General features: G+C 64.9%; 16 protein-coding genes and 2 tRNA genes. 13 read left to right on the top strand and 5 right to left on the bottom strand.

Annotation, left to right across the window (positions count from 1 at the left end; translation table 11 throughout):
- Window positions 1-36: 36 nt before the first annotated feature.
- From LH407_RS12865 to LH407_RS12880, 4 genes are read left to right on the top strand one after another with little or no spacing between them, the layout of a single operon-like run.
- The gene (locus tag LH407_RS12865; protein ID WP_322133586.1) at window positions 37-525 is read left to right on the top strand and encodes a ribose-5-phosphate isomerase; all 489 of its coding nucleotides are present in this window, start codon (window positions 37-39) and stop codon (window positions 523-525) included.
- A 2-nt stretch (window positions 526-527) separates the two neighbouring features.
- Window positions 528-1,499, top strand: a complete 972-nt coding sequence (locus LH407_RS12870; protein WP_322133585.1) for an Fpg/Nei family DNA glycosylase — start codon at window positions 528-530, stop codon at window positions 1,497-1,499.
- 35 nt (window positions 1,500-1,534) lie between these two features.
- Window positions 1,535-2,158, top strand: a complete 624-nt coding sequence (locus LH407_RS12875) for an FMN-binding negative transcriptional regulator (protein ID WP_322133584.1) — start codon at window positions 1,535-1,537, stop codon at window positions 2,156-2,158.
- A complete protein-coding gene (locus tag LH407_RS12880; RefSeq protein ID WP_322133583.1) occupies window positions 2,145-3,542 on the top strand; it encodes an amidohydrolase in 1,398 nt (465 codons plus the stop codon). Before LH407_RS12875 ends, LH407_RS12880 begins: the two co-directional genes overlap by 14 nt.
- On the opposite strand, the gene LH407_RS12885 is transcribed toward LH407_RS12880, so the two are convergent.
- Both LH407_RS12885 and LH407_RS12890 read right to left on the bottom strand, forming a co-directional pair.
- Window positions 3,539-4,630, bottom strand: coding sequence for a hypothetical protein (locus LH407_RS12885; RefSeq protein WP_322133582.1), 1,092 nt, complete (start codon window positions 4,628-4,630; stop codon window positions 3,539-3,541). The two genes, LH407_RS12880 and LH407_RS12885, sit on opposite strands and share 4 nt — an antisense overlap.
- A 98-nt stretch (window positions 4,631-4,728) precedes the next feature.
- Window positions 4,729-5,214, bottom strand: coding sequence for a Dps family protein (locus LH407_RS12890; RefSeq protein ID WP_322133581.1), 486 nt, complete (start codon window positions 5,212-5,214; stop codon window positions 4,729-4,731).
- Between the two features lie 197 nt (window positions 5,215-5,411).
- On the opposite strand from LH407_RS12890, the gene LH407_RS12895 reads away from it, so the two are divergent.
- The gene (locus tag LH407_RS12895) at window positions 5,412-6,758 is read left to right on the top strand and encodes a sensor histidine kinase (protein ID WP_322133580.1); all 1,347 of its coding nucleotides are present in this window, start codon (window positions 5,412-5,414) and stop codon (window positions 6,756-6,758) included.
- Window positions 6,759-6,761: 3 nt separating this feature from the next.
- Window positions 6,762-7,412 carry a response regulator transcription factor gene (locus LH407_RS12900; protein ID WP_322133579.1) on the top strand — a complete coding sequence of 217 codons (651 nt, stop codon included), beginning with the start codon at window positions 6,762-6,764 and terminating at the stop codon, window positions 7,410-7,412.
- 15 nt (window positions 7,413-7,427) lie between these two features.
- On the opposite strand, the gene LH407_RS12905 is transcribed toward LH407_RS12900, so the two are convergent.
- Window positions 7,428-7,592, bottom strand: a complete 165-nt coding sequence (locus LH407_RS12905; RefSeq protein ID WP_322133578.1) for a DUF2510 domain-containing protein — start codon at window positions 7,590-7,592, stop codon at window positions 7,428-7,430.
- Between the two features lie 149 nt (window positions 7,593-7,741).
- On the opposite strand from LH407_RS12905, the gene LH407_RS12910 reads away from it, so the two are divergent.
- The 3 genes from LH407_RS12910 to LH407_RS12920 all read left to right on the top strand — a co-directional run bounded on the left by LH407_RS12910 (window position 7,742) and on the right by LH407_RS12920 (window position 8,994).
- Window positions 7,742-7,915: a hypothetical protein gene (locus LH407_RS12910; protein WP_322133577.1), complete on the top strand. Its 174-nt coding sequence runs from the start codon at window positions 7,742-7,744 to the stop codon at window positions 7,913-7,915.
- Between the two features lie 51 nt (window positions 7,916-7,966).
- Complete coding sequence (locus LH407_RS12915) at window positions 7,967-8,365, top strand: hypothetical protein (RefSeq protein ID WP_322133576.1); 399 nt, start codon at window positions 7,967-7,969, stop codon at window positions 8,363-8,365.
- Window positions 8,366-8,448: 83 nt separating this feature from the next.
- Window positions 8,449-8,994, top strand: a complete 546-nt coding sequence (locus LH407_RS12920; protein ID WP_322133575.1) for a hypothetical protein — start codon at window positions 8,449-8,451, stop codon at window positions 8,992-8,994.
- 115 nt (window positions 8,995-9,109) lie between these two features.
- On the opposite strand, the gene LH407_RS12925 is transcribed toward LH407_RS12920, so the two are convergent.
- Window positions 9,110-9,183 (bottom strand) — tRNA-Gly (locus tag LH407_RS12925).
- 136 nt (window positions 9,184-9,319) lie between these two features.
- Here LH407_RS12925 and LH407_RS12930 point away from each other — a divergent pair.
- The 3 genes from LH407_RS12930 to LH407_RS12940 all read left to right on the top strand — a co-directional run bounded on the left by LH407_RS12930 (window position 9,320) and on the right by LH407_RS12940 (window position 12,097).
- A tRNA-Pro gene (locus LH407_RS12930) sits at window positions 9,320-9,393 on the top strand.
- A 34-nt stretch (window positions 9,394-9,427) separates the two neighbouring features.
- On the top strand, window positions 9,428-10,840 hold the full coding sequence (gene tig, locus LH407_RS12935) for a trigger factor (RefSeq protein ID WP_322133574.1): 1,413 nt from the start codon (window positions 9,428-9,430) through the stop codon (window positions 10,838-10,840).
- A 51-nt stretch (window positions 10,841-10,891) separates the two neighbouring features.
- On the top strand, window positions 10,892-12,097 hold the full coding sequence (locus LH407_RS12940; RefSeq protein ID WP_322133573.1) for a trans-sulfuration enzyme family protein: 1,206 nt from the start codon (window positions 10,892-10,894) through the stop codon (window positions 12,095-12,097).
- Here LH407_RS12940 and LH407_RS12945 read toward each other — a convergent pair.
- Complete coding sequence (locus tag LH407_RS12945) at window positions 12,094-12,252, bottom strand: hypothetical protein (protein ID WP_322133572.1); 159 nt, start codon at window positions 12,250-12,252, stop codon at window positions 12,094-12,096. The two genes, LH407_RS12940 and LH407_RS12945, sit on opposite strands and share 4 nt — an antisense overlap.
- Window positions 12,253-12,475: 223 nt before the next feature.
- Here LH407_RS12945 and LH407_RS12950 point away from each other — a divergent pair, with 223 nt between their 5' ends.
- Window positions 12,476-13,063 (top strand): ATP-dependent Clp protease proteolytic subunit, encoded by a 588-nt coding sequence (locus LH407_RS12950; RefSeq protein ID WP_322133571.1) that lies wholly within the window; start codon window positions 12,476-12,478, stop codon window positions 13,061-13,063.
- The last annotated feature ends 9 nt before the right edge of the window (window positions 13,064-13,072 follow it).

Here is a 13,072-nt window from a genome sequence, read left to right on the forward strand (position 1 = left end):
AAATCGCCCTCGCACCCGAACCCTAAACTGGTGGTCATGCTCATCCACATCGCAACCGATCACGCCGGCCTCGAGCTCAGTGCAGACCTCCAGGCCCACCTTCGCGCAGCAGGGCACGAGGTGGTCGATCACGGACCGACGTCGTACGACCCGCTCGATGACTACCCGTCGTTCTGCATCAACGCGGCCCTTGCCGTTGCGCGCGACCAGGCGGCCGGTGTCGAGTGCCTGGGCATCGTTTTCGGCGGTTCGGGCAACGGCGAGCAGATCGCTGCGAACAAGGTGGAGGGCATCCGTGCGGCCCTCGTCTGGAACGAGTCGACCGCGCTTCTGGCCCGACAGCACAACGACGCGAATGTGATTTCGATCGGGGCCCGCCAGCACACGGTTGATGAGGCGAAGAACTTCATCGATCTGTTCATCGCGGAGCCGTTCTCGGGTGAGGAACGCCACGCGCGTCGCATCAAGCAACTCGCCGAGTACGAGCGCACCGGTCAGATCGCGGGCCATCCGATCGGTGTCTGACGATGCCTGAGGGCCATTCCGTTCACCGCATCGCGCGACAGTTCGGCCTGCATTTCGTCGGGAGGCGCGTGTCGGCGAGTTCGCCGCAGGGGCGTTTTGCCGCGGGTGCTGCCAGGCTCGACGGTCACGAGATGGTCGATGCCAAAGCCGTCGGCAAGCAGATGTTCCTTGAGTTCGACCACCATCTCTGGCTGCGTGTGCACCTTGGCATGTATGGCGCGTGGGACTTCGCTGGCGACATCACGGCCGACGCGACGATCGCCTCCGCTGGCGGTCGTATGGGGCAGACGAACCAACACGGCACCGTTGTGGGAGCCCACGAGGATTCGTTGTCGAGCATCGGTGCCCCCCGGAGGGCGCGGCTCCGGATGGCCGAGCAGGAGAAGCTCGGAGCATCCGTCGAGTCCTTCCCGCCCGAGCCCGTTGGGGCGGTTCGTGTGCGCTTGCTGACGGATGTCACGTGCGCAGACCTGCGCGGACCGACCGCGTGCGATGTGCTCACGCCAGACGAGGTGCTAGCGGTCATCGCCAAACTGGGGCCGGACCCGCTCGTGGACAAGGGCAAAAAGGCCGAGGACCGCTTCACGGCGACGGTGGTGAAGAAGCCGACCCCGATCGGACTGCTCCTGATGGACCAGTCGGTGGTGAGCGGCATCGGCAACGTCTATCGCGCCGAGATGCTCTTCCGCGCACGATTGAATCCCCACACTCCCGGTCGCAACGTTCCGGAAGAGGTCGTTCGCGGGCTGTGGCGGGACTGGGTCAAGCTGCTGCGTATCGGCGTGAAGACTGGTCAGATGCTCACCATGGACGGCTTACGCGGCGCCCGGTACGAGGCTGCGCTCGCCAGCAGGGATGACCGTCACTGGGTTTACCATCGCACGGGTAAGCCGTGCCGAGTGTGCGGAACCCCGATCGTCATGGAGGAGTTCGGGGGGCGCAAGCTCTACTGGTGCCCCGTCGACCAGGCCTGACTTGCCATGGGCGTGACCCGTGGGATGCTGGCAGCATGCGACACACTCCGGGTTACATCACCACCGACCCCGATGAGGTCAAGCGGCTCATTCGCGAGAACCCGTGGGCCACGATCGTTTCCGCGACAAGCGCCGGGCTCGTCGCGAGCCACTACCCGGTTCTGCTCGAGGAGCACGAGTCGGACATCGTTATCGTCAGTCATGTCGGGCGCCCCGACGAGAAACTCCACGAGCTCGGCGAGCGCGAGCTGCTCGTCATCATCCAGGGTCCCCACGGTTACATTTCGCCCGGCTGGTACGAGGAGGGTGACATCGTCCCGACGTGGAATCACGTCACCGCTCACCTCTACGGTGTGCCCGAGATCCTCTCGGAAGAGGAGAACTTCCGAGTGCTGGGGGAGCTCGTCGACCACTTCGAGGAGCCGATGCCCGAGCCTCGCAGCCTGCAGCTCGACGAGGCATCCTCTCGACGGATCGCCAAGGGCACCGTGGGTATCCGCCTTCGTGTGACCCGATTCGATGCACGACTCAAACTCAGCCAGAACAAACCGCCGCTCGTTCGTGAGCGCATCATCGCGGAGTTGCAGGCGGGGGAGACGTACGCCAATCCTGCTCTCGCCCACGAGATGAGCCGAGTGAGCGCCGATGCTCCTCGGTAACGCGCGCCTCGGCGACCGGGACGTCGACGTCAGAATCGAGGCGGGTCGTATCGTCGAGATCGGCCCCATCGGCCGCGGCGACATCGACCTCGACGGGAGGTGGCTGCTTCCTGGGCTGTGGGACGAGCATGTGCACTTCACCCAATGGGCGCTCACGGCGAACCGGCTCGATCTCTCGGGAGCCACGTCCGCGCGAGAGGCTGCCGAGATCGTGCGCGGCGCCGTGGGTCGCGACATGCTCGTCGGCGCCGGCTTCCGGGACGGACTGTGGCCGGATGCCCCCACCGCAGCTCTCCTCGACGCCGCTGCGGGGCCCGTGCCTGTGGTGTTGGTCAGTGCTGACTTGCACGCGGTGTGGCTCAACTCTGCCGCGCTCCGCCAGTTCGGTCTCGCCGATCACGCCACCGGGCTGCTCCGGGAAGATGCGGCGTTCGACGTAACCCGCCGCATCGCCGAGGTCGACGACGCGACCCTCGATTCGTGGGCCCGTGCTGCCGCGCAGGGGGCGGCGGCGCGCGGTGTGGTGGGGATCGCTGATCTGGAGATGTCGTGGAGCCGGGACACGTGGGAGAGGCGCATCGGCGCCGGTCACGACACGCTGCGGGTTCAGTTCGCCGTCTACCCGCAGCACCTCGATCGGGCCATCGATGAGGGACTCAGCACGGGGCTTGTTTTGGACGAGTTGCTCACCGTCGGCGGGTGCAAGGTGCTGACCGACGGTTCGCTCGGCACACGAACGGCGTACACCTATGGCGCCTATCCGGACGGCGGTACCGGCATGCTCACCGTCGAACCGAGCGACCTTCGCGAGATCATGTCCCGCGCGAAAGGCGCGGGCATCGATTCGTGGATCCATGCGATCGGTGACCGCGCCAACACCGTCGCACTCGACGCCTTCGAGTCCACCGGAGCGAGCGGTCGTATCGAGCACGCGCAGCTCCTCCGTTCCGTCGACGTGCCGAGATTCGCACAGTTGGGTGTTGCCGCGAGTGTGCAACCCGAGCACGCCATGGACGACCGCGACCTCGCCGATACCGTGTGGGAGGGGCGCACCGCGGGTCTTTACGCGTTCCGGAGTCTTCTCGATTCCGGGGCACGCCTGAGGTTCGGATCGGATGCCCCGGTTGCCCCGCTCGACCCGTGGCTCGGGATCTCGGCTGCGGTGACCCGCACACGCTGGGGGCGCGAACCGTGGCATCCGGAGCAGAGCGTCACACCGCAGGAGGCATTGGATGCTTCCACACGAACCTCGGTGGCTGTAGGGGAGCCCGCCGACCTCGTCGCGGTCGAAGCGGACCCGTTCGACGCGCAGGGCGCCCACCTGGTCGACATGCCTGTCGCCCTCACGATGCTGGGCGGCCGCATCACCCACGACGCTCTCTAGCGGAACATCATCTTCTCGTAGAGGGTGCGCCCGACCACGTGATCCGTCAGGTCATCCAGACGGATGTCCAACTCGAGGTCGGCGTTGAAGTCGTAGTACATGGGGTGCTCGCCGGCGTGCACAAGTTTCGAAATGCCGTGACGGGGTACCGCCATGTCGAGGGACTCGATGAGCTTCGGGTTCGTTGCCGTCATGGTGATCGAACCGCGATCGGTGTGCCAACTCCACTCCATGCGAGTCGGGTAGGTCTGGTGGCCGGGGCCCGGCACGTCGCCGCTCGTGACGAGGCGGAGCGGGAGTAGGTCATCCGTGACGAGCGTCTGCCCCTTCGCGAGATAGAAGGTCGGGATGTTGATCTCCCCGAACCCCATGAAGCCCTTCGTCGTCATACGCACGTACACGATCGTGTAGTCGCCGACATGGGCCCTGCCCCAGTACCAGTGGTCGAGGAAGGACCCCATGAGGTGGTTGCCCCAGTTGTGGTCGTGGTAGGCGCTGCCTGTCAACTGGGTTGTTGCTCCAGCCTCCGTGATGGCCGCCGTGACCGTGCCGTACGGAACGGGGACGACCCAGGCCAGATAGTGGCTCCTCGCCGAGTCGAAGAAGTTGATGCCGGCACCGGGTCGCCATGACGGCGCGGCGCGGGTGATCGTGACATCCGCGACGAGATCCTCGACCTCGAGATGGAGGTCGTAGGTGGTGAGGTCGCCACGGACCGTGTTCGGCCCGATGCGCACATCGCAGGTGTCCGTCGAAGCGGTGAAGTCACCGGGAGCGAACGTCGGCTCGAGGTGTCGGCGCGTGCCGTCGGGCAGCTGACGGATGACGAGCACCGTCGGCACGAGTGGGCCCGACGGGTCGGTGTGTGGCTTGTTCGAAAACGTGACCACGAGCGTCGAGCCGTCGTCGAACTGACAGTCGAAATACCACCACTCGAAGGTGGAGTCCTCAGCGGCAGCAGCGCGGTAGCCGTCCTCCCACGGTTCGACGACGGACGAGGAAAGCCCCAGTGCCGTCATCCCCTCGGCCTGACTCTTCTCCATGGTCGCCCGGATCTCTGGAGTGTCCGGAATGTCATGTGCCGCCATTGGTGCCCCCTTGCTCAACGGTTCAGCCACAGTATGGCGAGACGACAAAGCCCCGCGTCATCCCCCAATCGGGGCGACGCGGGGCTTCGTGTGAGGTCTTAGCCGGCGAGGTGCGCGAAAAGGAACCAGCGGTCCTTCTCGAGACCGCGCGCGATTTCGATCACCACGTCCTGGCTGACGGGGTCGAGTTCGCCGAGTTCCGTGACGGCGGTGCGGACGGTCACGAGGGTCGCGTCGATCGCAGCGATCACCTCGGTGATCACGGCGTCTGACTGCTGGAAGCCGGCCGTCATCGTTGGGGTTGTCGCCTTGGCGCCTACGGTCTGGGTGCGGGCGTCGATCGGGAGGCCGAGAGCGACGACACGTTCAGCAGCCGTGTCCGCGTACTCGCGAGCGTGGTCAACCACAACATCGAGAAGCTCGTGGACCGCCTGGAAGTTCGCGCCGCGCACGTGCCAGTGCGCCTGCTTGCCGTCGATGGAGAGCGCCGTGAGGTCGGTCACTACCGGCCCGAGGAACTGCGCGACTCCGCTCGCGACATCCGGGTCGCTCGTGGACTGGGGAACTGTCTTGGTTTCGGCCATGGTGTGACTCCCTTACGCGTTCTGTACGTACTACAACGCTACGCACGGTGGCGCATTCCGCAAGCAAGCTGAGGCAACGCTAACCCTGTGGTATTGGGGTAGGAACGGCGGGGGATAACCCCACGGCGAAATCGTGTGGCAGCCGCATTACCGGGGACTCGGCACCCGACGAGGCTGGGAGAATCGAAAGGATCACCATGACCTCCACCCCTTCCGCCGTCGCCACCGCGACCGCTCCCACGCCGGTGCGGCCCAGCTACGGCGAGCGCTGGCGCTCCGTGCCGCGCGAAGTCGCCTATCTTCTTGTCGCCTTCCCGCTCGCGCTCGTGGGCTTCGGCGTGACCATCGGCCTGTTCTCGGCCGGAGCCGGCATGCTCGCGATCCTCATCGGGATCCTGTTTATCGTCGGCGCTCTGTACGTGGCGCGGGGATTCGGCACGGCGAGCCTCGCCCTCCTCCGATTCGCCGGGCGTCCGGCAATCGAGAAACCCGAATGGCAGGATGCCCGGGCAGCGTCGGGCTTCGTCGGCTGGGTCCGTGCGACCCTTGGCAACGGGCACTACTGGCTTTACCTGCTCCACGTCATGGTCGTCGAGTTCTTTATCGCCACCATCACGTGGTCGATCACCGTCACCTGGCTTGCCGTAGGACTCGGCGGCATCAGCTACTGGTTCTGGGATGGGTTCATCCCCGACAGCGATCGGGACTTCTTCCTCGTTCAGTGGATAGTCGAGCGTTTCGGCGGTGAGGTCGCCAACCCGGCGATCGCCGACTCGATTCTCCAGTTCATCTTTGGAGTCATCTTCCTGGCGACGTTGCCCTTCGTCACACGCGGGCTCACGACACTGCACTGGGTTGTGGCACGCGGGATGCTCGGTGCCTTCCGTAGTGACGCGCTCCAGCGTGAAGTGGTGACTCTCAGCCAGGAGCGTGGTGCCGCCGTCTCTGCGGAGGGCCAGTCGCTGCGCAGGCTCGAGCGCGACATCCATGACGGACCCCAGCAGCGCCTGGTGCGGTTGCAGATGGACATCGCCGCCGCCGAGCGCCAGCTCGACACCGACCCGGAGAAAACCAAGAGTCTCCTCGCCGACGCCATGCGTCAGTCGAAGGACGCACTGGAGGAGCTTCGCGCGCTCTCGCGAGGATTCGCTCCGCCGATCCTCCTCGACCGTGGCCTCGTCGCAGCGATCGAATCCGTAGCAATACGAGGTCCGATTGCGGCTCAGGTCACGAACGAACTCCCGGATGACCTCGTGATTCCGCAGGAGATCGAGCGCACCGCCTACTTCGTTGCCGCGGAAGCTCTCACCAACGCAGCCAAACACGCCGGGGCATCCGAGGCGCGAGTCCGTGTCGGAGTGGACGGGGCCTGGCTGACGGTCGACATCTCCGACGATGGATCCGGCGGCGCGACCCTCGTCGACGACCACGGGCTGGCCGGACTCCATGAGCGACTGCGCGGCATCGGGGGAGTGCTGAGCGTTGATAGTCCCGTTGGCGGGCCGACCACCGTCTCCGCCCGCCTCCCGCTCACCTACCCTTGACGCATGAGCACCCGAGTTGTTGTCGCTGATGATTCAGTGCTGCTTCGCGAGGGGCTCGTCCGTGTGCTCGACGAGGCAGGGTTCGACGTTGTCGCTTCCTACGGAAACGCTGACGATCTCCTCGCGGAGCTTGGAGCAACCACGCCCGATCTCGTTGTTCTCGACGTTCGGATGCCGCCAACCTTCCGCGACGAAGGGGTGCGGGCCGCGATCCGAGCGCGGGCAGAGATGCCGCGGGTGGGCATCCTGCTGCTCTCGCAATACGTGGAAGTCGCATACGCGCAAGAGTTGCTCTCCGCGGGCGAAGGGGGAGTGGGCTACCTGCTCAAAGACCGCGTCGCCTCACTGAGCGAACTCAAGGATGCCGTGCAGCGCATCGCAGCCGGCGGCACCGTGCTCGACCCCGAAGTTGTTGCCCAGCTCCTGGGCAGACGCCACAACCCGCTCAGCACACTCACACCTCGCGAACGCGAAGTCATGGCGCTCATGGCGGAGGGTCGCACCAACTCCGCGATCGCCTCGGCGCTCGTCATCGGCACAGGCGCCGTGGAGAAGAACGTGACATCCATCTTCCAGAAGCTGGGGCTGGATGACTCGGGCACAGACCACCGCCGTGTGCTCGCCGTGCTCGCCTGGCTTCAACGCCAGGAGTAGCACGGCGAGACAGGGCTAGGAAGCGAGCCTGCTAGTCGAGTAGCCGAACGCGGTCTGAACCTCGGGGCGCGGGCGCTCGACGCGCTCCGTCCACACGGTTCCGTTCCACCACCGCAGAAGGCCGGAACCGGCGGGGTCCGGGTACCAGCCGAAGGGGGCAAGCGACTCGTTTTCGGGCATGATCGAATCCTCGGGTAAACAGCAGGGTAAGCAATCGGCTTCGGGTAAGCCGTCGGGTGTCCTCATAGTAGAGGACACGATGGGGTACAGACCAAGACCCCCAATGGGGTGACGACGGGGCGCGGCATCCGCTCGGGTACAGTGAGCGTATGAAGATGATCGCGTTCCTCGTCTCCCTGGCACTCTTCATCGGTGGCCTCTACCTCATGGGCATGGCATTCACCGTGGAGGGTCTCGAGTCGGTCCTCTTCATCGCCGGGATTCTCATCACGTCGCTTGGCATCGTGATCCCCGTGCACGTGCTCAAGCGCGTCGACGGCTAACCCGACCAGGTCGTTTTCCGAACGCACAGAACCGTGCGATACCCTCGCCGTATGACAAGGGTGTTGCTCGGAATCGCTTCAGTTCTCCTCCTCGCTGGCTGCACTGCCGGAGGCATGGGAGGCGGTACCACGCCACCCCCGATCGAAGTGCCGCCGGCGCTCCAGACGCCCGCGCCCGTCACCGACGAATGCCGCGACGCGATGGCGGCGTTCGGTGCCGTCCCGGCCGAAGACACGGTGGCCCTCAACGACGCCGGCCTCGCGATCACTGATTCCTGCGCTGGCTGGACCGAGTTCATGGCCGTCGTGAGTGAGAACCCCACCGCCGTTGGCTACGCCACCGCCGAAGAGGTCGACGAGAAGGCTCTCGCCAAGCGCGTGTGCGCCGAGGCGCGTATGGACACGCCGTTCTGCATGTCCGTCGAGCGCGTCGGGTTGCTGTCGGAGTAACTGCGCCATAACGCCAAGTCCCGGGCGTGCGTCAAGCGGGCGATCCGCGCGTGGGCAGTCGTATGTCCGGTTAGCGTTGGCCTATGAGTAATGCGCGCCAGATCACTGACGTGCGTCGCACGCGAACGAGGCGTGTGCTGACTGCAGCCTCGATTCTTGTCATGCCCATGCTTCTTTCTGCGTGCCTGGCATTGCACAGGGTGACGTTCGAGAGTGCGGTCGGAACGTGGGTCTATGAAGAATCGGACGAGTTCTCGACGCTAATCATCCGCCCCGATGGAACGTTCGAAGCCTGGAATTTTCCTGCTGAGTTCATTACCGAAGGTTGGAGCTTCGACACCGATTGGGATGGACGGATTGATTGGGACGACTCTGTAACGGCGCGAGGCACGGTGACGTGGTTCGGACGCGACGACGAGTTCGCGTTTCACTTCGATGAGCCCTCTGATTTTCAAGGCGAGACCCTCTGGGGTTGGATCCGGGTAGCTCGGGGGGAGATTTTCTTCAATGCCGGATACTTTGATTTTCCACATCAATTCTCCTACGTCCGACGGGCGGCCGACGCCGGTGCCCCGCGGATGGCGGATCAGATGTCTCAAACCGGTGCTGTGACGGGAATCCCCTACTGAGCCGCCTCCACGCCGCTTCGCGGCGCGGCGGACTGCTCAGCGGGGGCCCATTCGATTCGCAGTGCTATTGCAGAATGAGGAATGCCCCCGCCTGCGGCAGGGGCATTCCTCATTCTGGAGGGGATGACGGGAATCGAACCCGCGTAATCAGTTTGGAAGACTGAGGCTCTACCATTGAGCTACATCCCCGCGTCGGCTAAACCGCGCGGGTAGCACTCTACCGGAAGAATGCCGGGCCCCTGGCATCCGACGACTCGGCAGAGGGATGCGCTAGCGCGTTACACTGTCCGAGGCCTAAAACCGATCGACGATCGGCGCGCAACTGCGGGGCGTAGCTCAGCTTGGTAGAGCGCCCGCTTTGGGAGCGGGAGGTCGCAGGTTCAAATCCTGTCGCCCCGACACATCGTCACACCAACCACAGGAGAACCACGACGTGAAGACCACCGTTGAGACGCTCAGCCCCACGCGCGTCAAGCTCACCCTCGACGTCACCCCCGAGGACCTCAAGCCGAGCATCGACCACGCCTACGAGCACATCGCGCAGTCGGTGAACATCCCCGGCTTCCGCCGGGGCAAGGTGCCGCCGCAGCTCATCGACCAGCGTGTCGGCCGCGAAGAAGTACTGCAGCACGCCGTCAACGACGGTCTCGACCGTTTCTACCGCGACGCTGCAGCCGAGCAGAAGATCAAGGCCATCGGGCGCCCGCAGGCCGACATCGTCACGTGGCCCGAGATCAAGGACTTCTCTGGCGACCTCGTTGTCACCATCGAGGTGGATGTGCGCCCCGAGGTCGAGCTTCCCGCCTACGACAAGCTGACCCTCACGGTCGACCCGATCGAGGTTTCCGCTGACGACGTCAAGGACGAACTCGACAATCTGCGCAGCCGCTTCGGCACACTCGTCACCGTCGACCGTCCGGCCAAGAGCGGTGACTTCGCGCAGCTCGACCTCACGGCATCCATCGGCGACAACGAGGTGGACTCGGCCACGAGCATCTCCTACGAGGTCGGCTCCGGTGAGCTCATCGAAGGCATCGACGAGGCGCTCGACGGTCTGAGTGCCGGCGAGACCACCACGTTCGAGTCGACCCTCCTCGGCGGAGACCACGAGGGCGAGACGGCCCTCATCACCGTCAACCTCCTCGCCGTCAAGGAGCGCGAGCTGCCGGAGGCCGACGACGATTTCGCCCAGATCGCCAGCCAGTTCGACACCATCAAAGAGCTGAAGGCCGACATCAAGGAGCAGGTGGAGAAGTCGAAGTCCTTCGGTCAGGGTGCCCAGGCGCGTGACCAGATCGTCGACCTCCTGCTGGAGCAGCTCGACATCCCGGTTCCGCCGAAGCTGGTCGAGGACGAGGTGCACCGTCACCTCGAGAACGAGAACCGCCTCGAGGACGACGTTCACCGCGCCGAGGTGCAGGAGTCCAGCGAGAAGACGTTCCGCACCCAGATCTTGCTCGACGCGATCGTCGAGGCCGAGGGTATCAAGGTGGGCCAGAACGAGCTCACCACCTACCTCGTGCAGTCGGCAGCCCAGTACGGCATGGAGCCGGGTGAGTTCATCCAGGTGCTCGACAAGAACGGCCAGATCCCCAGCATGGTCGCCGAGGTTGCGCGGTCGAAGGCGCTGGCCACGGTTCTGTCGAAGGCCAAGGTCGTCGACACGAAGGGCAAGAAGGTGGATGTTTCGGCCTTCACCGCACCACTCATCAGCAACGATGACGACACCTTCATCGAGACCTCGGACTTCGCCGGTGACCCCGGACACCAGCACGACAACGGCAACATGAAGGACTCGCACGGCCGTAAGCCCGGCCACGAGCACTACGGTCACGACCACAGCTAACGTGGCGTAACGTCACCGCTCATGCCCCCGCGCTTCGCTTAGCGTGGGGGCATGACTGTTTCACGCCCCGACAAACACGACCCCGTCACCCTTGGCGAACTCAGCAGGGCGGTGCACGCCGGGAACACCGTGGACGAAGGTTCGGGGGCTATCCGCACGCCGATTGTGCTCGCGAACTCCTACGCACTGCCCGACGACCCCTCGACCATCAGTTGGTCGGGCACCGACGTGCCCCTCTACACACGCAACAGCGGCACAAACCAGCTCGCATTGCAGTCGAAACTCGCCCTCCTCGAGGGAGCCGAGGATGCCGTCGCGCTCGCGAGCGGCGTCGCCGCCCTGCACGCCGTCTTCTTCACCTTCCTCAAGGCGGGTGATCACGTGGTCGTCACCGATCAGGGCTACGAGGCGATCTACAAGCTCTTCACAGACCTCCTGCCCGTGAAGTTCGGCATCGAGGCGACGTTCGTCGACACGTCGGACCTGGATGCAGTGCGCGCGGCACTGCGTCCGACAACGGTGCTCGTGCACACGGAGAGCATCGCCAATCCCACAACGAGGGTTGCCGACATCCGCGCCCTAGCCGACCTCGCCCACGGGGTTGGGGCGCTCCTCACGGTTGACGGCACCTTCGCACCGCCGCCGCTACTGCGCCCACTCGACCACGGCGCCGACCTCGTGGTCCACTCCCTGACCAAGTACATCAACGGTCACGGGGATGCCATGGGCGGATCGGTCGCGGGCAGCCGTGAGTTGATCCAGCGCATCAAGAACGAAGCCATGGTCGATGCCGGCGGCGTGATCAGTCCCTTCAACGCCTGGTTGATCAACCGTGGCTCCGTCACGTTGCCGCTGCGCATTCGTCAGCATGTCGCGACGGCGCAGGTCCTCGCGGAGTTCCTGGATGCCGACTCGAGGGTCGCGTTCGTGGCCTACCCGGGTCTGCCCTCGCATCCGCAGCACGACTTGGCGGGCACCCTTCTGCCGCTGGGGGCTGGCGGCATGATGGCCTTCGCCGTCGAGGGTGACGCAGACACGCAGAACCGGTTCGTTTCGAACCTCAAGCTGATCACCTCAGCCGTGTCCCTCGGTCACGACGAATCGCTCATCGTGCATGTCGGCACGAGCGGGCCGCGAGTTGCGCGATATCCCGAAGTTTTTCGCACCTACGGGCACTTGCGGTTCTCGGTCGGTCTCGAGGATGCCGACGACCTCATCGCCGACCTCAGCGCGGCGCTCGACGCGACGTTCGGCTAGGAGGCCTTGGCCGCCTCAGCTGCCGCCGTAGCGCAGTCGTGTGCCTGCTCCCACGCGAAAGCGAGGAAGGCGCTCGTCTCGATCGGACCCGACTCGCCGCAATCGGCGCAGTAGGGCTCGTATGCCCGGAGTTCGCGGATGTCGATGTCTGCCATACGAGAATCTTCGCCGCATCCACCGACATTCGCCTCTATCCCACGCCCGACTTCGTGAGGTGCCCAGTTCGGTGGGTGTGGTCGGCTTCCAACCCACCGAACTGGGCACCTCACGGGGGAGGACGCCGGGCACGCGGCGCTCTGCCCACGGCGAACAGCCCAGAATGCTCGCCCGCGCTTCGATAGATTCATTGCCAGGTAATAACTGAATGGAGCGCATCACATGGCCGAACCGGCACTGGTCTCATCCGTCTTCGACAGACTGTTGAAGGACCGCATCATCTGGCTCGGATCGGAAGTCCGTGACGAGAACGCCAACGAGATCGCAGCGAAGCTTCTGCTCCTCGCGGCTGAGGACCCGAAGCGCGACATCTCCCTCTACATCAACTCGCCCGGTGGTTCGATCACCGCGGGTATGGCGATCTACGACACGATGCAGTTCGTGCCGAACGACATCGTCACCGTCGGTATCGGTATGGCAGCCTCCATGGGGCAGCTTCTGCTGACCGCTGGCACCAAGGGCAAGCGTTTCATCACGCCCAACGCGCGTGTGCTCCTGCACCAGCCGCACGGCGGTTTCGGTGGAACCGCGAGCGACATCCAGACCCAGGCCCAGCTCATCCTCGACATGAAGCGTCGCCTCGCCGAGATCACCGCCAACGCGACCGGCAAGTCGGTCGAGCAGGTCATCGACGACGGTGACCGCGACCGCTGGTTCACCGCTCAGGAGGCCCTCGAGTACGGCTTCGTTGACCACATCCGTGAGACCGCACTCGACGTGGCCGAGGTCACTGCGGGCGAGAGCAAGTAAGGAAGATCA

It is taken from the genome of Antiquaquibacter oligotrophicus (genome assembly GCF_020535405.1).
Taxonomy (GTDB): Bacteria; Actinomycetota; Actinomycetes; order Actinomycetales; family Microbacteriaceae; genus Rhodoglobus; species Rhodoglobus oligotrophicus.

Excerpts from the sequence above, each read along its gene's own strand:
- LH407_RS12940 (WP_322133573.1), top strand. The coding sequence starts at position 10,892 with ATGACTGTTTCACGCCCCGACAAACACGACCCCGTCACCCTTGGCGAA.
- LH407_RS12920 (WP_322133575.1), top strand. The coding sequence starts at position 8,449 with ATGAGTAATGCGCGCCAGATCACTGACGTGCGTCGCACGCGAACGAGG.
- LH407_RS12875 (WP_322133584.1), top strand. The coding sequence starts at position 1,535 with ATGCGACACACTCCGGGTTACATCACCACCGACCCCGATGAGGTCAAG.
- LH407_RS12895 (WP_322133580.1), top strand. The coding sequence starts at position 5,412 with ATGACCTCCACCCCTTCCGCCGTCGCCACCGCGACCGCTCCCACGCCG.
- LH407_RS12865 (WP_322133586.1), top strand. The coding sequence starts at position 37 with ATGCTCATCCACATCGCAACCGATCACGCCGGCCTCGAGCTCAGTGCA.
- LH407_RS12890 (WP_322133581.1), bottom strand. The coding sequence starts at position 5,214 with ATGGCCGAAACCAAGACAGTTCCCCAGTCCACGAGCGACCCGGATGTC.
- LH407_RS12950 (WP_322133571.1), top strand. The coding sequence starts at position 12,476 with ATGGCCGAACCGGCACTGGTCTCATCCGTCTTCGACAGACTGTTGAAG.
- LH407_RS12885 (WP_322133582.1), bottom strand. The coding sequence starts at position 4,630 with ATGGCGGCACATGACATTCCGGACACTCCAGAGATCCGGGCGACCATG.
- LH407_RS12945 (WP_322133572.1), bottom strand. The coding sequence starts at position 12,252 with ATGGCAGACATCGACATCCGCGAACTCCGGGCATACGAGCCCTACTGC.
- LH407_RS12880 (WP_322133583.1), top strand. The coding sequence starts at position 2,145 with ATGCTCCTCGGTAACGCGCGCCTCGGCGACCGGGACGTCGACGTCAGA.
- LH407_RS12900 (WP_322133579.1), top strand. The coding sequence starts at position 6,762 with ATGAGCACCCGAGTTGTTGTCGCTGATGATTCAGTGCTGCTTCGCGAG.
- LH407_RS12870 (WP_322133585.1), top strand. The coding sequence starts at position 528 with ATGCCTGAGGGCCATTCCGTTCACCGCATCGCGCGACAGTTCGGCCTG.
- LH407_RS12915 (WP_322133576.1), top strand. The coding sequence starts at position 7,967 with ATGACAAGGGTGTTGCTCGGAATCGCTTCAGTTCTCCTCCTCGCTGGC.
- LH407_RS12905 (WP_322133578.1), bottom strand. The coding sequence starts at position 7,592 with ATGCCCGAAAACGAGTCGCTTGCCCCCTTCGGCTGGTACCCGGACCCC.
- LH407_RS12910 (WP_322133577.1), top strand. The coding sequence starts at position 7,742 with ATGAAGATGATCGCGTTCCTCGTCTCCCTGGCACTCTTCATCGGTGGC.